Annotated in this window: 25 protein-coding genes and 1 tRNA gene; 10 read left to right on the plus strand and 16 right to left on the minus strand. The window is 60.0% G+C overall.

The features are described from left to right. Positions 1 to 59: 59 nt before the first annotated feature. Both UNPF46_RS31480 and UNPF46_RS31485 read left to right on the plus strand, forming a co-directional pair. Positions 60 to 329 carry a hypothetical protein gene (locus UNPF46_RS31480; protein WP_142252623.1) on the plus strand — a complete coding sequence of 90 codons (270 nt, stop codon included), beginning with the start codon at positions 60 to 62 and terminating at the stop codon, positions 327 to 329. A 65-nt stretch (positions 330 to 394) separates the two neighbouring features. Then, positions 395 to 1984: a hypothetical protein gene (locus tag UNPF46_RS31485; RefSeq protein WP_142252624.1), complete on the plus strand. Its 1590-nt coding sequence runs from the start codon at positions 395 to 397 to the stop codon at positions 1982 to 1984. Here the strand turns inward: UNPF46_RS31485 and UNPF46_RS31490 are convergent. Genes UNPF46_RS31490 through UNPF46_RS31500 form a run of 3 tightly spaced genes read right to left on the minus strand, consistent with a single transcriptional unit; the run spans position 1981 to position 4165 of the window. After that, positions 1981 to 3363, minus strand: coding sequence for a ThiF family adenylyltransferase (locus UNPF46_RS31490; protein WP_210248361.1), 1383 nt, complete (start codon positions 3361 to 3363; stop codon positions 1981 to 1983). The genes UNPF46_RS31485 and UNPF46_RS31490 overlap by 4 nt on opposite strands. Positions 3364 to 3392: 29 nt before the next feature. Further along, a complete protein-coding gene (locus UNPF46_RS31495; RefSeq protein WP_210248362.1) occupies positions 3393 to 3788 on the minus strand; it encodes an E2/UBC family protein in 396 nt (131 codons plus the stop codon). Further along, positions 3785 to 4165, minus strand: a complete 381-nt coding sequence (locus UNPF46_RS31500) for a multiubiquitin domain-containing protein (protein ID WP_142252626.1) — start codon at positions 4163 to 4165, stop codon at positions 3785 to 3787. The genes UNPF46_RS31495 and UNPF46_RS31500 overlap by 4 nt, the downstream gene beginning before the upstream one ends. Positions 4166 to 4242: 77 nt before the next feature. Between UNPF46_RS31500 and UNPF46_RS31505 the strand changes: the two genes are divergently transcribed. Then, on the plus strand, positions 4243 to 4614 hold the full coding sequence (locus UNPF46_RS31505) for a helix-turn-helix domain-containing protein (RefSeq protein ID WP_142252627.1): 372 nt from the start codon (positions 4243 to 4245) through the stop codon (positions 4612 to 4614). Positions 4615 to 4704: 90 nt separating this feature from the next. Here UNPF46_RS31505 and UNPF46_RS31510 read toward each other — a convergent pair whose 3' ends face one another. Further along, entirely contained in the window at positions 4705 to 4950 is a 246-nt protein-coding gene (locus UNPF46_RS31510) for a hypothetical protein (RefSeq protein ID WP_210248363.1), read from the minus strand. Here UNPF46_RS31510 and UNPF46_RS31515 point away from each other — a divergent pair. The 3 genes from UNPF46_RS31515 to UNPF46_RS31525 all read left to right on the plus strand — a co-directional run bounded on the left by UNPF46_RS31515 (position 4940) and on the right by UNPF46_RS31525 (position 6985). Next, positions 4940 to 5443 (plus strand): hypothetical protein, encoded by a 504-nt coding sequence (locus UNPF46_RS31515; protein WP_142252628.1) that lies wholly within the window; start codon positions 4940 to 4942, stop codon positions 5441 to 5443. The genes UNPF46_RS31510 and UNPF46_RS31515 overlap by 11 nt on opposite strands. 390 nt (positions 5444 to 5833) lie before the next feature. Beyond that, the gene (locus tag UNPF46_RS31520; protein ID WP_142252629.1) at positions 5834 to 6295 is read left to right on the plus strand and encodes a hypothetical protein; all 462 of its coding nucleotides are present in this window, start codon (positions 5834 to 5836) and stop codon (positions 6293 to 6295) included. Between the two features lie 9 nt (positions 6296 to 6304). Continuing rightward, the gene (locus UNPF46_RS31525; RefSeq protein ID WP_142252630.1) at positions 6305 to 6985 is read left to right on the plus strand and encodes a hypothetical protein; all 681 of its coding nucleotides are present in this window, start codon (positions 6305 to 6307) and stop codon (positions 6983 to 6985) included. Positions 6986 to 7357: 372 nt separating this feature from the next. On the opposite strand, the gene UNPF46_RS31530 is transcribed toward UNPF46_RS31525, so the two are convergent. From UNPF46_RS31530 to UNPF46_RS31565, 8 genes are all read right to left on the minus strand, one after another. Next, entirely contained in the window at positions 7358 to 8272 is a 915-nt protein-coding gene (locus tag UNPF46_RS31530; RefSeq protein ID WP_142252631.1) for a hypothetical protein, read from the minus strand. A 15-nt stretch (positions 8273 to 8287) separates the two neighbouring features. Continuing rightward, positions 8288 to 8989: a hypothetical protein gene (locus tag UNPF46_RS31535; protein ID WP_142252632.1), complete on the minus strand. Its 702-nt coding sequence runs from the start codon at positions 8987 to 8989 to the stop codon at positions 8288 to 8290. A gap of 48 nt (positions 8990 to 9037) precedes the next feature. Further along, positions 9038 to 9715 carry an AbiU2 domain-containing protein gene (locus UNPF46_RS31540; RefSeq protein ID WP_142252633.1) on the minus strand — a complete coding sequence of 226 codons (678 nt, stop codon included), beginning with the start codon at positions 9713 to 9715 and terminating at the stop codon, positions 9038 to 9040. A 6-nt stretch (positions 9716 to 9721) separates the two neighbouring features. Further along, a complete protein-coding gene (locus UNPF46_RS31545; RefSeq protein ID WP_142252634.1) occupies positions 9722 to 10504 on the minus strand; it encodes a hypothetical protein in 783 nt (260 codons plus the stop codon). 3 nt (positions 10505 to 10507) lie between these two features. Continuing rightward, positions 10508 to 11578 (minus strand): ComEC/Rec2 family competence protein, encoded by a 1071-nt coding sequence (locus UNPF46_RS31550; protein ID WP_142252635.1) that lies wholly within the window; start codon positions 11576 to 11578, stop codon positions 10508 to 10510. Between the two features lie 711 nt (positions 11579 to 12289). Then, positions 12290 to 12553 (minus strand): helix-turn-helix domain-containing protein, encoded by a 264-nt coding sequence (locus tag UNPF46_RS38775; RefSeq protein WP_210248364.1) that lies wholly within the window; start codon positions 12551 to 12553, stop codon positions 12290 to 12292. A 307-nt stretch (positions 12554 to 12860) separates the two neighbouring features. Then, positions 12861 to 12935 (minus strand) — tRNA-Glu (locus UNPF46_RS31560). Between the two features lie 57 nt (positions 12936 to 12992). After that, positions 12993 to 13337 carry a hypothetical protein gene (locus UNPF46_RS31565; RefSeq protein ID WP_142252636.1) on the minus strand — a complete coding sequence of 115 codons (345 nt, stop codon included), beginning with the start codon at positions 13335 to 13337 and terminating at the stop codon, positions 12993 to 12995. Here UNPF46_RS31565 and UNPF46_RS31570 point away from each other — a divergent pair. The 3 genes from UNPF46_RS31570 to UNPF46_RS31580 all read left to right on the plus strand — a co-directional run bounded on the left by UNPF46_RS31570 (position 13336) and on the right by UNPF46_RS31580 (position 15987). Beyond that, positions 13336 to 14343, plus strand: coding sequence for an RluA family pseudouridine synthase (locus tag UNPF46_RS31570; RefSeq protein WP_100178251.1), 1008 nt, complete (start codon positions 13336 to 13338; stop codon positions 14341 to 14343). The genes UNPF46_RS31565 and UNPF46_RS31570 overlap by 2 nt on opposite strands. A 217-nt stretch (positions 14344 to 14560) precedes the next feature. Further along, entirely contained in the window at positions 14561 to 15460 is a 900-nt protein-coding gene (gene rpoH / locus UNPF46_RS31575; protein WP_100178250.1) for an RNA polymerase sigma factor RpoH, read from the plus strand. A gap of 185 nt (positions 15461 to 15645) precedes the next feature. Next, on the plus strand, positions 15646 to 15987 hold the full coding sequence (locus tag UNPF46_RS31580) for a hypothetical protein (protein WP_142252637.1): 342 nt from the start codon (positions 15646 to 15648) through the stop codon (positions 15985 to 15987). 117 nt (positions 15988 to 16104) lie between these two features. Here UNPF46_RS31580 and UNPF46_RS31590 read toward each other — a convergent pair whose 3' ends face one another. The 4 genes from UNPF46_RS31590 to UNPF46_RS31605 all read right to left on the minus strand — a co-directional run bounded on the left by UNPF46_RS31590 (position 16105) and on the right by UNPF46_RS31605 (position 19852). Beyond that, positions 16105 to 16731 carry a peptidoglycan recognition protein family protein gene (locus UNPF46_RS31590; RefSeq protein ID WP_142252639.1) on the minus strand — a complete coding sequence of 209 codons (627 nt, stop codon included), beginning with the start codon at positions 16729 to 16731 and terminating at the stop codon, positions 16105 to 16107. Between the two features lie 36 nt (positions 16732 to 16767). After that, positions 16768 to 17985, minus strand: a complete 1218-nt coding sequence (locus UNPF46_RS31595; protein ID WP_142252640.1) for a GGDEF domain-containing protein — start codon at positions 17983 to 17985, stop codon at positions 16768 to 16770. 635 nt (positions 17986 to 18620) lie between these two features. Beyond that, positions 18621 to 19232, minus strand: coding sequence for a LysE family translocator (locus UNPF46_RS31600; protein ID WP_142252641.1), 612 nt, complete (start codon positions 19230 to 19232; stop codon positions 18621 to 18623). Positions 19233 to 19477: 245 nt separating this feature from the next. Continuing rightward, on the minus strand, positions 19478 to 19852 hold the full coding sequence (locus UNPF46_RS31605) for a response regulator (RefSeq protein WP_142252642.1): 375 nt from the start codon (positions 19850 to 19852) through the stop codon (positions 19478 to 19480). A 120-nt stretch (positions 19853 to 19972) separates the two neighbouring features. Here UNPF46_RS31605 and UNPF46_RS31610 point away from each other — a divergent pair, with 120 nt between their 5' ends. Continuing rightward, the gene (locus UNPF46_RS31610; protein WP_142252643.1) at positions 19973 to 20803 is read left to right on the plus strand and encodes an SDR family NAD(P)-dependent oxidoreductase; all 831 of its coding nucleotides are present in this window, start codon (positions 19973 to 19975) and stop codon (positions 20801 to 20803) included. The last annotated feature ends 100 nt before the right edge of the window (positions 20804 to 20903 follow it).

The following is a 20903-nucleotide window of genomic DNA, read 5'->3' on the forward strand; positions in this document are numbered from 1 at the left end:
GGAGCGGACGTCCCAGGTCTTCGATTGACGAAGCAGCCTGTCCGGCCCTAAATGATTCGGTGGATTTCGTGCTGATCCCCAGGCGCCTGCCTGAAGCGTGTGGCCCGCATGTCCTTTTCAGACAACCTCTAGCAACCGCCACGATTGTGACCGAAAAAACGCCCGCAGCGCCAACCACCATCCCGCCTACTTCTCAACGCATTGAGTTGAGCGCCGAATCTATCGGCTTCACGCTCAAGAGCGACGAGCAGACGATCCGCGATATCGAACAAATTCAAGAAAACGCGATCAAGGCAGCGCAGGACGTCAAGAAATTTGCGCTAAGATAGCGCTCTGATTCTTTCCTCCGATTTTGGAAGACCAATGAATTTCGCTCGTAAGAGAACGATCGCCGATGAACTTGGATTACGCCGTAGGCAAACTGGAGACTAGCGCAGACTGGGCAACGCTCGCGGGTGTTCTAGGCGGAGCTCACCAACGACCCGTTCAGAGCATTATCCGCCATCTCATCACCGTCGGCGCCAAATCGTATCTTGTCGAATCGCGTTACATCGATCGTGACTACTCGGCCGACTACCGCCGGTTTTACGCCCAGACTTTCCGCACCTACGACCGTCATTGCGAGCGTGTCCATTTCTTCCAGGAAGATGTGGGCAATATTCTTGCTCTTCCCTCGTGGAGTGAACGGGTAGCCGCGCTTCAAAGAACGTCGAAGCGTAGCTACCTTGGCTTTTGCGTGGTGCGGCCACTGCCGAGCGCTCCGATCGGACGCACTGCCCTTCTCCAAGCCGGACCAACTGGCGCTAGCCTGGAATCCGTCGTCACGTGCCGGGCCGACGTCCGCGCCAATTTGCTTGGCGCGGAGCTCGATGTTTCGTCCGCTTCCTTTATGCAACAAGATTCGCGTGTCGGCGCTTGCGCCCAAGTGGCCATCTGGATTGGCGCACGCCACATGCATCAGCGCCACAAATACAATTGGCTCTCGGTCGCCGACATCACAAGAATGGCTGCTCCGACGACTGCCTATCAGGCAACATCTCTTCCGGCAGGCTCGGAATTTCTCACGCCCGATCATATGATCCACGCCATTCATGAAATGGGCTTTCAACCGCTGTACATCGACGGTGCAGGCAAAGATATCGCTGCTGACATCCTTCCGTATGTAGAATCGGGACTACCTGTCATCTTGGGATTACGCGTCGATCGCTCACTTGGACACGCCGTAACCGTCGTCGGCCGTGTATTCGCATCAAAGAGCACGCCAACCAATCAATTGGCAGAATATGTGCCAGCCTACATTGTTCATGATGATCAGGCAGGACCCTATATGCTGTTGCCGCGGACCGATCAATCGGCGAAAGCTCACAACTTCGATAACAATCAGCTTGTCCGACATCGCTTCAGCACCACGAATCCGATCGACCTCAACGTCGAGCAACATGCTGTGTTCGGGGTAGCCTTGATGCCTATGCGCGTGTTCGCCACCGCACGCGCGGCTGAACGCACTGCCGTCGGGCGACTGGAGTTCGCCATCGCCAACATGGCCTCGATCCGGGCAAAGCTTGCTGATCAAGGCGCATCAATTAATGACCGATTGCTCGATGAATTGATCGAAGCCCACAAAAACAAAAAAATCGTGCTGCGCACCTATCTCACGTCAGCATCTGGGTATCGCAAGCACATCACTCAAGGCACCGCCTGCGACGATCTTAAGGACGTACTCGCAAGAATGCACTTGCCGCATTTCACATGGATCACCGAGATATCGACGGTTGATTCTTATAATCAAGCGTCACCTGGCATGCGGCGCATGTACGGCCACAGCATCCTCGACGCGACCTCGACCGGCAAAGATGAGGCAGGCCTTCTCGCCTTGCATCTGCCGGGAGTGCTCATACGCCGCGATGTCGATAAGGACAAGGAAATCGTCACGGTCATCAAAGATGATACTCTGTACCACTGCCGGGAAAAAAAAGGCCCTTAACTCCTGGGCCTCGTGGGAAGTGGGAAATTATCGCCGCGACCCAGCCGGCTATGCTCTGCGCCGGAACATTCCATACACTCGAGGTCTTTCCGCGGGCTATCATAGCTCGCCAATCCTTTCCGAGCATTCCACCGAAACCATCCAGCTTCGGCATTTTCGTTCTTGAGGCCGGTCATGTGAAAGAGAAAGTCATCGGCAGCGTGCGCACACGCAACCGCGTTCATTGTGATAACGCTTGGGGCAGAAACCCCGGCGTCATCGACATAAGCGTAACCTTTCTTTGCACTCGCCGGCACGGCCTCGTCTTGAAGACGTGAGGGATTAATCAGGCCATTGCACCACAGGCACCCATGACCGGGCCTGACCGTACGAGACACACAAAACACGTCGCCAACCTCGCCATGCGGCCCGACGGGAATTTTAGCGCCGACCTGCACGCCTGCGATGCCATATTGATTGACAATCGCGTTGAAGAGCAGACGGGCGCTCATCGTATCGGCTGCGAGGAACAGATAATCGCAATCCTTGAATTTCTCGGCGACATCGGCATCCAGAAAATCGCGCGCGAGGGACGTGACTTTCGCGTGGCGGTTAGCGCGTTTGATATTGCGCGCGGCCATATCGACCTTGAACCGGCGAAACCGCTCGCGAAGAAAGACTGGGAGCCAGGAAGGCCAGACGTCCCTTTCAGTTGCCGCGATCAAGCGCGGCAAATTCGTGAACTCGGCCTTGTCGGGATCGGCCAGCACGAACTCCCCAACCCCAAGCCGTCCGAGCAGCTCCGCCAAGATCGAGCCCCCGCCGCCAAGCCCGATGATTCCGACGCGGGCTTTGGAAAGAATTTCTTGCCCAGCATCACCGAAGAGTCTGCTCTGACGGTCATACGCAGGATCGGCAGAACGTTTCCCCGGCAGTGTTGGGAAAATATGCTGCCGGCGGTTTCCGACAATTTCGGCCGTGCCCAGTTCGGCCCGCTTATTGCCCGCAAACCAGAGATCGCCTGCGACCGCCTGCCGCGCGAAGACAAGCGCTCCCACCGGCATGCCGCGCGAAATATCGAGAAGCGCAGGATACCCCCGCTCATGCGAGGCGAAGTCATCTGACGAAAACCCTACCGAGGTCGTGCCGCCGTGATTGTGAATTGCCAGATAGGCAAGCTTCATATCGCGGGCTCGTAGAATACGGCTTTGAATGAACTGGGCGCGCAACATGCGATAGCCGTATTTCCCGGGGACGTAATCCACGCCATCGACCGGAAGGTGCAGCTCGCGCGCAACGAGGCGCAATCCCCGGTCGGATTCACAAAGACCCGCGAGGATGATCGCGCCGTGCTCGTCGCCGTCGCCCGGAAACAGATGCTGTGTGAGCTTTGCATACATGTCTTCGGGAATTGTCAGTCGCCACGGTCTTACGGGTGCGTTCGGAGCCATTGCATCACTTTCAGGAGTTTAAGCGCCGCAGTATCGGTTGCGGGGTTCAGTTTGTTGGAACGGCGCGAGAGTTGAACCGCGGGCTTCCCGCGAAAATTGGCGCCATTACCGATACCCTCGCCCAAAGGCTTGCCATCAGTGCGCGCAAGGTTGGGACAGGTGAAATGCGGATACACATCCGCATACGGATATTGAAACGTGATTTGAAAGCCGACCCAGATTGTCTGTTGCGCATAAGGCGGACCGAGTGGCACATCATGGACGATGACATGCGCGCCACCCGCGCCATCCGCTTCCGCCTCTACATTGAGGCCCGGAAACGACGATCGGATTTCGCCGATCGCCTTCTCGATCTGGGGCTGCATTTGGGTCATGAGTTATCGTCGTTCGGAATTGCGAGAAAACGGTCGCCGTCACGCACCTTCACGGAGTCGCCATCACCGATGAGCTCCGTCTTGCCGCCGCCACGCTCGATGCTCAGGACGAAATCGATCTGGATTTGCACGCCTTGCGCGATAGCCGCCTGCTTGATGGAAAGACCCGTCTGCTTCTCCTTTTCGAAGGTCACCGGCTTTTCGTTCACCAGGACCGTGATCTTCTCGCCGTGGCCGCCATGATCGCCGCCGGGACCCGGGTCGCCGCCGCCGTAATCACCTCCGGGACCGGAATCGCCACCCCCATGGTCTCCATCACCGGCATGTCCAGAGCCCGGATCAGGCTTTTTCTCTTTATCTTCCTTGTCTTGGCTCATCAAAACCTCCTTGCAATAGTGAAACTAAATTGCTAATGTGAAATTGAATATTGCATCCTTGACGGAGAATTGCAAGAGTGAAATCAAAAAAAAATGAGACAACCCAGTTCCAGGTTGGTGCGCTAAGCGCGGCGCTCGACGCCGAACGCATTGCCCGCGGTTTGACTTGGAAGGATGTGTCGGAGGAGTCGGGGGTCAGCGCTTCGACCCTGACACGCCTTTCGCAGGGAAAACGGCCTGACGTGGACAGCTTGACCGCCCTTACGCATTGGCTGGGGCTATCAGCCGATCGCTTTATGGGTGTCCCTCAGATGGGATTCGGTGGCGCGAGCCCGCTCGCCCAGATTTCCACGATCATCCGTGACGATCCCAATCTCAACAAAGACGCGGCGACCGCCCTCGATGAGCTGGTTAAGTCCACCTATGCCCGCCTGCGTTCACGAACCTAAACGCCTGGGCAGGCTATCGTCGGTTTGATCTGCGTCGCGCTGCCCCTGTTCCATATTTGAGCAAATGTGGATTTGCTCAAGGCCACGGGGTCAAAAGGGAATATCGTCGTCCATGGAGGATTGAGGCCGATCGGGAAGTGCCGCCGCCGGCAAGGGAATGTTATTCACGACGAACAGATTCAAAATATCCTCGCGGTCCATGAAAATAATCTGGCTGCGTTTGGTCTGGTCCAGTTTGCCGCCGAGCCAATTGCGTGCCGCCTTCGTGATCTCCCCACCCGCCACGATGAATGCATGATCAACCAGAACGCGCCGGGAGGGAAAGATGAAGCTCAACGAAGAGGAAATAAAAGAGCGGGTCGCAGCCGCTCAGGAGCGCCGCAAGAAATTGGTCGGTCTGAGGCTCGCTGTCCTTGAGGGCCACCTTATCATGGAAGAAGCGCTAAATGAGTTTCTTGAGGAAGCGCTTTTCAATCCTGAGCAGGTGAAGCTAGACCGAACGAATTTTCATGTGAAAGGCAACTTCGCGGTCTCTCTGGCGGCTAGCCGGGTCAACGATGAGATGTGGCCGGTCTTCTGGGCAATAAACCAGCTCCGCAACAAGCTGGCCCACAATCTCGACTCGGAAGAAATCGACGAGAAGATGGCCTATCTGCGAAAGGTCTACATCGAAGCACTCGAACCGAAGCCGGCGGAATATGCGAAAACGCTCGGTGATAAGGATCTCGCCGAGCAAGCGTGTGGCGTTTGCACCGGTTTCCTGGCGCAACTTGAGTCCGAGGCTCTAGCTCGGCGAAATATCATCAATGAGCACTGGGAAGGATCGTAGGCCGAGAGGCGCGAGGATAAAGGACGCTTGGGTACTTTATATCTTGAGCCTCATTTGCTGAAGGAAACGGACGCGCCTTTGGTGTGTTTGCTTCCCCCACCAGCCAATCTCGGTTCTTTCACTCCACACAGCAAACGTCGGTTTGGATTAAACGACGTAAAATACGACCGCTGCAAAACGAAAACGCAAATCAGGCTCTCGTAAGGGCATTGATGCGAAAGCAGGGAAAGGACCGACTGTCTCCCTGCCATTGGATCGGTGTCGTTGCCAGAGAACAGGAATGAGGACTGCTACCAAGACTTGCCGTAAAGCTTGTAAGTTGTGTGGTTCATATGGTTCCATCTCCCCGGAATTTGAGATTCCAGGGGAAAGTCGGGGCCGGGGTATGTCATGGCAGAGTCAGAATCGGCGGTGATCGCTCTATTGCGTCCGTTCGTTGACGCGTGGGCACAGCGAAACGAGCGGAAGGCCGCAGCGCAAGCCGGTCAGCTCATGTTCTGGGGCGATGGCATGTTAGGCCTGCTCAAAAACATTGCGAAAGGCGACAAAGAAAAAAAGACATTCGTCGAGCTGAAAAAGAAATTCCGATCCTCGCAGGAAAAGGTGAACCAAACGCTGGTGGACCTTGCGATGCTTCGAGGCAAGCTCGCGGGCTCGAAGGTTTCGCGCCAACTCGATTCGATCCTGACCGATTATCAATATGGCAAGAGCATGATTCGTTCGAGGATCGAAGAAATAATCGAATTCGGGCCGACACAAGACTCTAGGGAAAGAGCGAACGACGTTTGCAGAAATATTGAAATCTTGAATTCTGAATTGGAGCGCCTCTACCGTGGCGTTTACGGCAAGTAAGGAAGTGGCGTGCAACATACCTACCTGTATGAGTTCTTCAAGGATTTTACCGCGCCCGTTGTAACTCTGATTGGCATTGCGGTCACCGGCACTGTGGCTGTCCTCGGACTTAAGTCCTTCGCCAAATTCAAGCGCGAGAAGATTGAAGAGCGCCGCATCGAAGTCGCCCTTGACGCCCTAACGCTCGCGTACGAATCGAAGTTTGTTTTCCAGTCGATCCGAGCTCGGGCATTCACCAGTGACGAACACGAAGACGGAAGCGACGAAAGCTATGCCGTCCCCGGCGGCATCAAGATTCAGCTCAGAGAAGCTCAACGAAGCCCGTATGCGGTGCTGAAGCGAATACAGAACAGCGCCGAGTTCTTCGACCGCGTTACAAAGATTGAGCCTCGTTTCATGGCGGTATTCGGGGCCGAAACGGAACAAATATTCTCGCGCTTATACAGCGCTCGTACTCAGCTTGAGGCCGCGGCCGGGCAACTGTTCGAGATGGGTCGCATTGAATACGACGACGATGATGCGTTTTCGAGGGACCAATTGCGAGAGATAAAAGAAATAGTCTATCGCGGACCGACGGAGAGCAAGGATAAGGACAAGATCGGGGATCTCGCGGACGGGTTTCGGACACAGGTAGAAGCAATTTGCCGCCCTATCGTCGATCACCAGTATGGGAAGCCAAAGAGCCCCTGAACGGGACTCTTGTGGAGGACACCGAGGCGCTAGGCGTTCGCCCAGTTCGCAAGGTCGGAATAGAGACTCTTGAGAATGCACGTCACACGGATCTTGCCGGAAAACCCTCGCAAGCGTATGGGCCGATCTACCGATCCTTGCCGCCGACGGCGACGCTGCCGGAGTGGACAAGCTGCGCGAGCAGCTCGATGACATGGCGGGTTACGACATGGGCGAGCGACAGCGGCAAGCAATGGCCTCGTGCCGATGGACAAGGATTGTCTTTGGGGACGCTCGTCGCGAAAGAAGAACACTTGCTTAAGCAAGCCTCTTCTAATTCCACCTCACATGGCCTGCTTCTTGCGGGCTGGAGGAACAGTACGGAACTGTGCCTTACTTCGCGGCCGGTTTCGACGGCGTGAATTGGTCGCCACCCTTGAAGCTCGTGATATCCGCCGTTGGCACGACATAGAGCATACCGTCTTTCAACAATATCGTGTGCCGCGACATAACAAGCACCACTTTCACATCGCTAAGAGTCTTGTCCTTCAGCGTGATCTCTTGTCCTTTCGCTGATTCTTGCACCGAGTAGCCGAGCCATTGGCCCAGGCTAACGGTCGCGAACCCCAACGACAGGATCAGCCAAAATGCCTGTGTCGTGTTCGGAAACGTTGCCGCCATCACATAACCCATGACCTGCATGATGATAACGATGCCAAGGCCCAGGACCATCGCTCCCATCAGGACATGGAAGTAGCCGTCGCCATTGAGTCTCGCGCCCCATACCTGAAACGCGATGATGGCAGCGATGAAGAAGAATAGGAAGACCGCATGCGCGCGCTGGCTCTTTCCCTTCATGCCGAACAAGCCAAGCACCGTTTGCGCCGACGCCTGAATGAATGTCAGAGACCCCGTGATGACGCCGACAGCGAGCAGGCCGAACGTGATAATGTCCGTGTACTGGACGAACCAGAGCAGATGCCAATCGAACACCGAAAGGTACGCGGCCAGGAACGTCGTCGATAGCGTGACACCGAGCAGTAGCGCCGCCGCCGAGACAAGGACAAAATATTCCTTGATAAAGGCGATCACTTGCGACGCCGTGACCGCGGGCTTCGCTGGCGCTAGCTGCGGCGCCTCAGTAGTTACTTGCTCTGACAAGGCTATCCCCTCAAGATTTACGAGGCAGAAGATGTCACTGAGGACATCGAGCGTGTGGAGGCCATCATCAATAGCTACCGCCCGCTCGGATGGTTGAAGCTTGCGCCCGTCCCGGCGTAGAAAACTTGCGCGCGTGACGCTTCGCAAAATGTATATTGTTCGTCATGAATCGTCGAACAGCTTGATGGCGTAGGTAGCTGCGTTGATTAGTTGCACCAACACCGCGGTAGCCGGTTTCCTCGCAGCGAAGCCCTCCTCATCGATACCAACGTAGAACCGGGTGTGGACTGCGAGCGGCGGCACACCCTTCTTTATCATTCCAAGCACCGTTTCAGCGCCGACTTGGATCGAGCCTTCACCGCCCAGCGGCGTAAAGTCGCCTTCGGCGAGTGTGCCTTGGATCGACATATGGATTGGCCTGAGCCGCGCGTTGAGGAGACGACGATGTTTCCGAACGATGTCGAGATGATGCAACGCCCACAGGGCATCATTGCCGCCTTGGTACGGCTTCAGATGCTCCATTAACTGCCGCTCTAGCTTGGGCAGACCTTCGAGGAATTTCTGCGCATCGCTTCCGGTTCGCTCAAATTCCTCTTTGCTTTTGACGATCGGGAAGAAGACGCGACTCTCTCGGATTTGCAGATTGTGCCTTTTCACCAGCACCATCGCCAGCACATCGAGGCTGCTGCGGATCGAGTTTATATATGCGCCAACCTCCGCCTGAAAATGGAGAGGCAGCAATTCGTTCTCGGTAGCGACGATGAGGTTCGATTCAGCCGGCGGGGGAAGCTCTTTCAGCTCAATCGTTACACCGCGCGTCAACCACTCTTCGAGCCGCTTGTTCAGGTCGCCAAATTGGCTCATGGGCCAATCGACACAGGCCTGGGCTTCTAATAGGTCGGGTCGCATGTGCTAAATGTGCTCAGGCGTGTCACCGCCCGAGAAATCACCCTTGTTGATCCGCTCGATCATCTCGTCGCGTCCCATGACGCCAAACCCCAAGAGGTAAAGCAGCGTGTTTGCACCGTTGTGCGCAGCGATAACATCGAAGGCACAACCACCTCGGTAATAGAACCGCTCCATCACATTCAGCATGTCCGAAATCGCTTGCATGGCGGCAACGATCTTTTCCTTCGTAGCCGGTTCTAGGGGTTTCGCCCTGCTGTCCTTGGTGGCAAGCAACAGGTCATGATGGGCGAACCGACGATTGCGCCAGTCTCGGCAGAACTTCGTTTTCTCTTTGATATCCTCAACGAATTTTTCCAGATCGATTTTCAGGCCCGGATCGGCAACCAATTCGGACAAATTCTGTATGGTCAGGTTTTCCTTGCCGACCGACTTGGGGGAATCGGTCAGGCGTGCGAGATGAGACATGTTTGTCTCGAATTGTTGCTCTTGGAGCATCTGGAAGAAGCCCGGCGCTGACTTATTCATGCGCGCAATGCGCTTGTCGTTCGTGCCGAACAGCTCCAGAAATTCCTTCCAGTAGAGGTTCAGCGACGCGAACTCCTGAAACAGTGCAGTGTATTGAATACCGAGCGCCTCGCCCATCATTTCAATATTGCGCTGTTTCATTTCATCGCCGGTCATGTCGTCCTACTTGTCTTTCTTGGGCGTCTTGGGCGGCTTTGCCGCAGGCGCAAGCTTCACCTTCCCCAACAACGTTTCGCTGGAGAGAACGAGCTGCCGGGCATATGACTTGGCTGCCTCTGCTACCGCCGCGCGGTTCACGCCGAACCCGATATAGAGCGCGTGCAACACCGCGACAACGAACACGACGATAACGCGCTCCTCGACATGCTGGATATTCTGAAACGGGACCGAGCCGTGGTACAGCACGCACCCGCTAACAATGACCACCAGCAGATTCAGAGCTAGCGCTGACCATTTCATTCCGAGCAGGTTGCGCCGGAAGCCGTAGGTCACGTTCTCGTTGAACAGGATGTTGAACTTTTTGGCGTTGCGGGTGTTCTCGCGCAACCAATCACCGCAGCGGGTGTAGAAGGCGTCCGCTGCCGCCGGATCGGCCTTCTCTTGCGCCTCGGTCGGCGCAGCCTCATTGATCTTGCCGGCCAGGAACGCGACATACCGGGCTTTGGATGCCGCGTCGAACGTCGGGTCGCTGTGCCGGAGCATGGTGGTCGAGGGCATGCCGCCAAGCTCGGCATAGACCTGAGGTTGGATTTTCTTGCCGCGCCGCCGCGCGATATCGGCCAGGGCAAACAGGAGCGCGACTAGCCCCACGGACGCGATGGTGTTGGACAGCGAGAACTGCGTCCACGACAGCAGCAGCGCGATTGCCGCGAATGCGGGGGCTGCTGCGATGATTGCGGGGGACAGGCGAGCGCGCAGCGTGTACGGGTCGAGATACTTGAACACGCCTTAATCCTCCTGCTCGTCGGGATAGGGATTGTTCGGCAGGGCGTGATAATCGGGGCGCGCGGGAGCGCCTGTGCTGTGAAGCCAGATATTGTGCTCTTCGGTCGTCAAGAGCTTTGCACCACGATGAAGCAGACCGCGCCGCACTGCCTTACGCGGGTGTGCCGCATCTTCGGCTGACGCGCTGATCACAGCGGTGAACAGTTCAGTGCCAGGCGCAGGAAGACTCGGCACGACTGGCCCGAGCCAGGTATCGAGGATCTCCGAATTAACGTTCCGCCGTCCGCCGTGATGCGGCGCTTGGAAGTGGCTTACACCGGGCAAAATCAGTCCAGCTTGGGGCGCGTAGACCGCCGCTTCGATCATGCCGCCACGGCCAGCATCGCCCGTCAGCACGACCTTGCTGCCGTTGAAATTCATATACTGGACGACGCTCATTTCATTTTCGTTGCTGGTGTCCTCCGCTGAGAACTTTTCGCTGCCCCAGCCAGCCTTAATGAAGCGGACGGCTGACTTCGCTATCTCGAAGAGATTGCCCAGAATGCCGGTATCTTCGTTCTCCGGGGTCTTGTCGGAATCGATTACCAGATGCGCCCAGCGCTGCGGCGAAGGCGCCAGCACCTTGAACATACCGATGCTCGCGTTTTGGAACGGCTCGGAGATGGAGATTTTGTTCTTGATTGCGACCTTCTCAAGCGCGTCGATGTACGGGTATGACGAGCGCAGTTTCGAGATGAGCCGATCGACGGAAGAGTAGGTCGTGAAATAGGGCATCAGCTCGTCGGCGTAGTGCCAAGGCCGCAGCATCCAGAGATTTCTCACCTCGCAAAGCTCGGCAAGCCCAGCCAGCCCCTCGGCATGGTCCTGATCGGGATGCGTGACGATCATGTGGTCGATGATGTTTGTGGCGTAACGCTGGCGGATATGCCGTGCGATCCGCTCAGCGTCGGCCGCGTAGCCGCCGTCGATGACATGAACCCAGAAGGTCGAACCGACCTGATACCGAGCGGTAATCGCGTCCCCGCTGCGGGACGAATTTACCTGTAGAAAATCAACTTCCCAATAATCGGCCATTCTGGCCCCCCAGATTTAGTGCGCTTTTAACCCCCTTGATCTCTATGTGGGGTTCCACCGGGTTCCGCGCAACCTCTGATTCTCATCTTCTGATCGCACCACCTTACTTCATCATTGCCTATTGTTCTAGCTTTGTTCTCAAATACAGGATGGCCGATCCCCGCCGTTTCCCGCCGCCATGGATCGTTGAGCGGTCCTACGAGGACGCCGCGACGAGTTATGCCCCGAACTAGCTCCGCTGGACATTGCGCGACCTCGTCGAGTTGCGACAGGCGGAATGGACCGAGTTCAGCCTGGCTGACGGGGAATGGCGCATACCCGCCAAAATCACTGGCGGATCAAGATATCTCTTCCCGTCGGTGAGATCCTGGCATCGCCCAATCATTGACAGCACCCTTAACGCAGCGCCGCGCGTCTCAGATTCGACCAGATCGAATTGACCATTCATGGTGTGCGATCCACCGCGTCAACGTCCCCGAACGAAAGCGGCAGGTGCAAGCGTATGCGATCGAACGTCGACTTGCGCATGGCGGCGAATGAGATCCGCGGCGCATATACCCATGCCGCCGAATTCTGACAGGCGCGCCGTGCGGATGATGCGGTGTTGGGCTCCCGGGCTCGACCGGCTAAGTGAGTACGGTCGTTTCATCAAATGAGTGCCTGAGGAAAAGCGCGTTCAAAGTGGGGTTGCTCCCTTAAGTCGCACGTCCATTAGTTCGACATGTTGGTGTCAAGGAGCGCCACAAGTGAGCGCACCACTACTAGTCGCCGCCGTCCGATCGTTGTCGTGACGATACGCCGAGCTCCTATCAACTCGTAAAGCTTCGTGCGTCCCAAGCCGGTCGCTTCGCATGCATCGTCAATCGTGCAAGTGAGCCGCTGGGCGAATGGCGTGCTCGGTTCTGCGACTTTCGGAGCGGATAGACTGACTTGTGACTGTTGTCCGCCAGTTTTCTCTCGTCGATTGTATCTCACGTGGCCCTCCTATTCGCACAACGCTCGACAGGACAAGAGTTGATTGTGCGACGAGCAACGTCAATGCGAGCATCCGAGGGCGCTCGCGTACGACAGCGCACGTCAGCGACGGTTTGAATATTTCCGGACACCAAGGGCGACGAGGAAATTTTTCGCGAATGCGCCAGCGACAGTGAGGAGTCGCGCCGAGGATAGGTCTGATGATGTGGGCAGCAGATTCCCCAAGCGTTCGCCGCTGTTCACCAGCGTCTTATTCAACCATTATTCGACGAACGTGGCTGATGGCTACCTAAGTGCCTGAGTTTGCTGGCGCTCCCTAGGGGAATCGAACCCCTGTTTCAGCCTTGAGAGGGCCGCGTCCTAACCGCTAGACGAAGGGAGCGTGTGGGCTAGCCAATAACCTCGAAATTTGTCCGCCGCAAGGACCCCGATGGGGCTTTTACGGCTCATTGGCGAATTTCAGCTTTCCGGTCGGCTTCAAGGTGCGGGCGTCGAAGGTGCGGATCTCGATGACCCCGCCGAGGTCCAGGGTGACCACGAGGCGGTCGCCGGCGATCCCGGTGGAGACGATTTTGGCGCCCTTGGGCAGGATGGCCGTGACGTCGCCGGCGGGCTCGACCGCCCTTCCCTCCGACTTGAAAAGGCGGTAGCCCACCGCGATCAGCACGGCGCAGACAGCCAGCGCCGTGGTCAACCCCGCGATCAGCATCATCCGCCGCACCCGCGCGAACAGCGCGGCCTGCTCGGGGGTCGGTTCGGGAACAGCGGTATCAGACGTCGTCATGGAAAGCCCGGGTTCAGCGCAGAGGTTAGAGGTCGTGGTCGAGGGCGACGAGGGCTCGGCCCGGCTCGACCGCGTGCTGGCGGCGCGCCTGCCGGACCTGTCGCGATCAAGGCTCAAAACCCTGATCCTGGCGGGCGCGGTGAGCCTGAAGGCCACCCCCGTCCGCGACCCCGCTTATCACGTCGCATCCGGCGATACGATCACAATCGAGGTGCCGGAGGCGGCGCCCGCCGAGCCCAAAGGCGAGAAGATCGCCCTCGACATCGTGTTCGAGGACGACGACATCATCGTCATCAACAAGCCCAAGGGCCTCGTCGTCCACCCCGCCGCCGGCCACGAGACGGGGACGCTGGTGAACGCGCTGATCGCCCATTGCGGCGCCTCGCTCTCGGGCATCGGCGGCGTGCGCCGGCCCGGCATCGTGCACCGGCTCGACAAGGACACGACCGGGCTGATGGTGGTCGCCAAGAACGACATGGCCCACGCCTCGCTGTCGGCCCAATTCGCCGATCACGGCCGCACCGGCGAGATGCGGCGCGGCTACATGGCCTTTGCCTGGGGCGTGCCCGGCCGGCATCGCGGCACCGTGGATGCCCCGATCGACCGCCATCCGCATGCGCGCGAGAAGATGGCGGTGCGCCAGGGCGGCCGCGAGGCGGTGACGCATTGGGAGATCCTGGAGAGCTTTACGGGGCGCGACGGCAAGCCGATCGCAACGCTGCTCGCCTGTGAGCTCGAGACCGGGCGCACCCACCAGATCCGCGTCCACCTCGCCCATATCGGCCATCCCCTGATGGGCGATGCGGTCTATGGCCCGCATTTCAAGACCAAGGCCAACCAGCTTGGCCCCGAGTCGCAGGCCGCCCTCGCCGCGCTCGGACGGCAGGCCCTGCATGCCTATCTTCTGGTATTGGAGCACCCGAGAAGCGGAGAATTACTCCACTGGGAGGCGCCTTTGCCGGAGGATTTGCTTCTCCTGCAGAGTGCCCTCAAAGCGGCGCTATGACGCAGGGGTCTTAAGAAAAGCGTTACATTACAAAAAGTTATAGCTGCCACACGGGGACGTGACGTCAGCAATCCTTCCCTTTTCGACCCCCGATGGGGTATATTGCGCCTGCGTTGGAAATGACCGACGCGGAACATCGCAGCCCGACCGGCTTTGACACAGCGGTCGTCTGCCTGGCCCGCCGCTATCGGGGGCCTGAACCTTTGGAGGGCGCACAATGGCCCGTACCGCTGCTTTGCCGGTCCTCAATGGAGAATCCGGCCTATCTCGCTACCTCGCCGAGATCCGCAAATTCCCGATGCTGGAACCCCAGCAGGAATACATGCTCGCCAAGCGTTGGCGCGAGCATGACGATCGCGACGCGGCGCACCAACTCGTCACCAGCCATCTCCGGCTCGTCGCCAAGATCGCCATGGGCTATCGCGGCTACGGCTTGCCGATCTCCGAGGTCGTCTCGGAAGGCAATGTCGGCCTGATGCAGGCGGTGAAGCGTTTCGAACCCGAGAAGGGATTCCGTCTCGCCACCTACGCCATGTGGTGGATCAAGGCGTCGATTCAAGAGTACATCCTGCGTTCCTGGTCGCTCGTGAAGATGGGCACCACCGCGAACCAGAAGAAGCTGTTCTTCAACCTGCGCAAGGCGAAGAGCAAGATCAACGCGCTGGACGAAGGCGATCTCCGCCCCGACCAGGTGAAGATCATTGCCAAGCGCCTCGGCGTCACGGACCAGGACGTGATCGACATGAACCGCCGCCTCGGCGGCGACGCGTCGCTCAACGCGCCGATCCGCGACGACGGCGAAGCCGGCGAATGGCAGGACTGGCTGGTCGACAACACGCCCAACCAGGAAGCCATGATGGCGGAGCACGAGGAGTATGATCACCGCCGTGACGCCCTGAACGGCGCCATGGGCGTGCTCAACCCGCGCGAACGCCGCATCTTCGAGGCGCGCCGCCTCGCCGATGAGCCGATGACGCTGGAAGACCTTGCCGCCGAGTTCGGCGTGTCGCGCGAGCGCGTCCGCCAGATCGAGGTCCGCGCCTTCGAGAAGGTGCAGTCCGCGGTCAAGGGCACGATCGCAAGGGCCGAGCAGGCCGCGCTGGAAGCCGCGCATTAAGCGGGGCTTCGCCGCAAAGAGAGATTGGCGGATCGAAAGAGAGAAAAAGCCGGCGGCAACGCCGGCTTTTTTGCGTGTGATGTCCAGCATGTTCGCGGACGCCAATGCCAGGCATCTTGAACCCGCCCCGCCGGTCAACCGACCCAAATTGAGAGCGGCCAGCATCAAGCAAACGGACACTTGCCGTGTCGATCATCCTGCAATCCACCGTCGGCGGCTTCTCCGCCCAGTTCATGCGCAAGCTGCCGCTGGTCGAGCGGGCGATGCGCGAGCACGGGCTCGAGCCGTCGGAGTTCGTGATCTCCAAGGACTACGCCTCGACCGCGACGATCCCGATCATGGGCCCGTTCTTCTTCAGTTACAGCGTGTTCTTCGGCGAGGAGCAATTCACCGTCACCGAGCCGAACGACATGGTGTTCCTGGATTACTTCTTCAAACGCGTGCTGGCCGTGGACGAGCCGCCGGAATTGCCGGGGCGGCCGGGTCTGATCCGGCGGCTGTTCGGCTGGATGTCGCAGCCGGTGTGAACTCCGTCGTCATTCCGGGGCGCGCCTCCTGGCGCGAACCCGGAATCCATCAGGCCACAGAGTTGGTGGATGAGTGGATTCCGGGTTCGCGCTACGCGCGCCCCGGAATGACAGTTCCTACTCGCCCCACACCTTCGCCAGCGTCGCGAGCCAGCAGCCTTCGCAATAGCGCGCGTCCTTGTAGTCGATCCAGTTGTGCGCATAGACGTGATCGAGCGGGATGCCGTAACGCGCGCGCAGCACCTTCACCAGGATCTGCCATGCCGCAACCTGCGCTGCGGTCGGGCCCGTCGTCACATCAGGGTAATTGCCGGCGAACTCGACGCCGATCGAATTGTCGCGCACCACCTGCCGATAGGTCGTGCTGTTGTCGATGTATTTGTTGTCGTTGCGGTTGGCGCCGTCGCCATGGGTTGGCACCAGGTTTTCCGCGACCGCCCAATAGACCGTGCCGTTGGTCTCGACCCAGACCGTGACGCCGCGCCGCGTCGGGGTCTTGGCCTGCGCCTGCGCGCCGCCGCGCGCCGAGCCGGCAGGTCCCTCGGTCTGGTGCACGATGATGTTGCGCCACGGTCTTGCGTCGCGAACGTCGCCCCAGGGCGCGAGCCAGACGATTTTCAGGCCGGGAATCTCGGGCGTGCCGGAGGCGCGCGCCAGTTTTGCCAGCTCGGCATCCTCAGCGATGGCAGGGGCGATCAGAAAGAGCGCGGCCAGGGCGGCTGCGAGCAGGCGGGCAATCATCATGCGGGGTCCAGTCACGGACCCTGATGTAGCACGGGCCTACGCAAATGTGCGCGCGGTCTCGCCGCTGCCGATCGGCTCGGGCGACAGCGGCGGCACCGGATCGTAGACGGCAAAGTCGTTCTTGCCGTTCTTCTTGGCGGCATAGAGGGCGTGGTCGGCATTGGCCATCAGGCGGTCCGGGAATGCGCCGATGCCGCGATCCCACTGCGCGACGCCGATCGAGATCGCGATCGGGATGTCGTTGCTGGTGCAGGCCTCGGCATCCTGGCGGCAGACCTCGAGCACGCGGCGGGCGATCGCGGCGCCCTCGCGCAAGGACGAGGACGGCAGCACGACGCAGAACTCGTCGCCGCCGGTACGGGCGAGCATGTCGCCGGGCCGCAGCCGCGTCTGCGCCATCAGGGTGAAGTGCTTCAGGCAGGCGTCGCCCGCGGCATGGCCGTGGGTGTCGTTGATGGCCTTGAAGCCGTCGAGGTCGATCACCAGCAGCGAGAACGGCGTGCCGCTGCGCTCGGAGCGCGCGCATTCCTCGGTGAGGCGCTGCAGCAGGTGGCGCCGGTTGGCGACGCCGGTGAGATCGTCGAGCAGCGCGAGGTCGGCAACCTCGTTGCGCAGCCGCTCGATCGCCATCAGCAGGCAGGCGAAATTCCAGCCCATGGCCAGGAACACCAGGAGCAGGATCATCAGCGACTGCAAGCCGTTGAAATTGATCGCCGTGATGGCGCCGCCATAGCCGAGCAGCGCCGCGCCGGAGCGGACGGCGTGAATGGACAGGAGCAGAAATCCCACGATCGCAGCGAGCCGTGCGCCGGGGTTCTCCCGCCCGTTCTGCTGGCCGAGCAGCAGCGGCAGCGTCAGCACGATCGGCGTCGACTGAGCCAGCGAGTAGATCACGACCCGCATCGCAATGTTGTCGGAGACGGCCAGGAAGTAGGCAAGGCCGGCGCTGCAAAGCACCGAATTGGCGATCGCCGCCGGCCAGGACACTGGCCGGTGATAGAACCGCGCCACGCCCATGCAGGCGAGCCAGGACGAAAAGATCATCAGGCCGCCGCCGCCGATCAGGGGAAAGCGCGGGTCCATCACGTCGCGCAGCATCGAGATCGCCGCGCCTGCCGCGGCCAGCACCGCCGCCGCCGTCCAGTACCGCGCCGCCTCGAACTTGGGATAGGCGTGCGCCACATAGGCCCACACCAGGCCCAGCGCCAGGAAGTTGATGACGATGACGGTCCAGAGTGTCGGCACGCTCAGCATGGCGACTGCGGGACGCGCATGGTCCCGCCCTCTTCGTTTGGCAAACGTCCGTACATACCGCCCCCGTGTTCTTGCGGGCGATCATGCGCGCGACGCGCTTAATGGAGTCTCACTGCGAGCCTCGAAAGTTCCGCCTTTGGTTTTGGATTCATGAACGGCGCGGGGTCGTTGGCGGATCGTTAAGTCTGTCACACGCAGGGCATCGCCGGCGCGGCGATGCGGATTCGCGCACCAAAATCACCCGAAGACGCATCTGAGCTGTGGATAACATGATGACAGCGATGTGACTGCGCGGGGCAGTCGCCTGCGAATCTGCTGAGTTCATCATCGAGGATGTTGCGAGGCTGGCCCTCCGCCGAGCATCCCTCGTGTCGCGTTCCACCATTAACCCTTAAGAGGATCCTATGGCTAAGAAAGCGAAGAAGGCGGCGAAGAAGAAGGCGAAGAAGGCCAAGAAGGCGAAGAAGAAGTAACGAGGCTTGTTCTTTGCCCGGGTGGAGCCTCGCTCCGCCCGGGCGTCGGGTCGAGATGTGGCGGGCGCGAAGCCCGCTTTTTTATTGGCTGGATGTTGGAGACGCGGACGCTGCCGTCTCGTCATGGCCGGGGCTTGACGACCTTCGAGAGGAAAGAAGAAGTTACCGCTCCGCCAAGGCCAGCTTGGCGCCGAGCGCGGCGAAGCCCGCGGCAAAACTGCGGCGCAGCCAGGCCATGACGCGCGGGCGGGAGATGACGCGCTCGCGCACCGAGGCGGCGCAGAGGCCGTAGACGACGAACACCGCAAAGGTCATCGCCATGAAGGCGCCGCTCAATTCCAGCATGCGCGCCAGCACATGGTGCTCGTCCGCGGCGATGAACTGCGGCAGGAAGGCGAGGAAGAAGATCGACAGCTTTGGATTGAGGATGTTGATCAGAAAGCCGGTGACGATGACGCGGCCGCTCGAACGCTCGCTTATGTTGCCCTCGACCGAAAGCGCGCCGCTCTCGCGCAGCGCCTGCCAGGACATGTAGAGCAGATAGGCGACGCCGCCCCATTTCAGCGCGGCGAAGGCGAGCGCGCTGGTGTGCAGCACGGCGGCGAGCCCCAGCATCGCCGCAACCATGTGCGGCACGATCCCGAGCGTGCAGCCGAAGGCGGCGGCGACGCTTGCGCGCGAGCCGCGCGTCAGCGCCGCGGCCAGCGTGTACAGCACACCGGTGCCGGGCGAGGCGACGACGATGAGCGAGGTAAGCAGGAAGGACCAGGACATGGGCAGACGCTATCACCCGGCATCGCGGCGGGGAAGCCAGGGTCGGCCCATTGGCACCTAACGGCAGTCAACCCGTCACCCTGAGGTGCTCGCCTCTTCGGCGAGCCTCGAAGGGCGACGGCCCGGCTGCATCGGGGCCGTGCATCCTTCGAGGCTTGCGCGACGGCGCTATCGCGCCGCCGCGCGCGCACCTCAGGATGACGGGTTTGATTTGGACCTGCTGGGAAACAAGTGAAGCCTTCGTCTCACGACAGCTGCGCGATCTCGGCTTCGCGCAGCACGTCGAGCGGCGCCCAGGGCTTGGCCCAGAATTTCGCACCGTCGGGCAAGGGCTGCCGCAACGGGCGGCCGGAGGTGACGACGACGTCGAGCCCGGGATTGCGGTGCTTGGCGACATGCGCGAGCTCGACCCCGGTCATGCGGCCGGCGAGCTGGACGTCGGTCAGCAGCAAGCAGAGCGCGCCGGCGTCCTTGTCGAGGACGCGTTCGGCGGCCTCGGCGCTTTCGCACTGGATGACCTGGTAGCCGCTCTCCTCCAGCAGGAGACTGAGCATCTCCCGTTGCATGACGTCGTCCTCGACGATCAGCGCGGTGGCACGAAATGGTTGTGCTTGTCCCATGAGCGCTCCCAAGGCTTGCTCGCCTAACGTATGTTAAGGAGCCAATTGGCCTGCGGTTCGGTTCCATTCTGAAAAAATGTAAAGCATAGTTCCGGCATCAGGGGCTTGACGGGGGACATCATGACTGCGATTCGCGGCGCCGCCGCCATCACGGGAGCGGCCAGCGGCATCGGCCGCGCGCTGGCCATCGAGCTTGCGCAGCGCGGCTGCGATCTTGCGCTCGCCGATCGCGACGAGGCCGGGCTGAAGACGCTGGCTGCGGAGATCGGCGCGACGCGCAAGGTCAGCGTCCACCGCGTCGACGTCGGCGAGGCCGCCGACATCGCGCGGTTCGCGAGCGAAGCAATCTCCGCGCATCCCGCGCTCGGCATCGTCGTCAACAATGCCGGCGTGGCGCTGATGGGCTCGTTCGAGGAGATCGACCAGGCGCAGATGGACTGGCTGTTCGACATCAATTTCTGGGGCGTGGTGCACGGCACGCGCGCCTTCCTGCCGCATCTGAAGACGCGGGCAGAGGCGCATATCGTCAACCTCTCCTCGATCTTCGGCATCATCGCGCCGCCGGGACAGTCGGCCTATGCGGCGGCGAAATTCGCCGTGCGCGGCTTTTCCGAGAGCGTGCGGCATGAGCTCAGCGTGGCAGGCAGCCCGGTGAAACTGTCGGTCGTGCATCCCGGCGGCGTCGCCACCGCGATCGCGCGCAACTCCCGCACCGGCGTCGGCGTCACCGACAATGCCCGCCGCGCGCAGTCGATCGAGCGGTTCGAGAACGCGGCGAAGACCACGCCGAAAGACGCCGCGCTGCGCATCATCAAGGGTATCGAAAAGAACGAGCCGCGCATCCTGATCGGCAACGACGCCCGCTTCATGGACCTCTTGCAGCGCTTCCGCCCGGGAACGTATTGGGCGCCGCTGCAGCGGAAGCTGGAGAGGATGGCGAAGGGGACGTAGGCGCGTGGCGCTTCACCCTCCCCCTCCAGGCAGGGCTATCGCATGTGACCGATAAGGCTGAGAAGGAATTCATCTTCCCAGCCTGCTCGTTTGACCTTCT

Source organism: Bradyrhizobium sp. UNPF46, assembly GCF_006658625.1.
In the GTDB taxonomy this organism is placed as follows: domain Bacteria; phylum Pseudomonadota; class Alphaproteobacteria; order Rhizobiales; family Xanthobacteraceae; genus Bradyrhizobium; species Bradyrhizobium nitroreducens.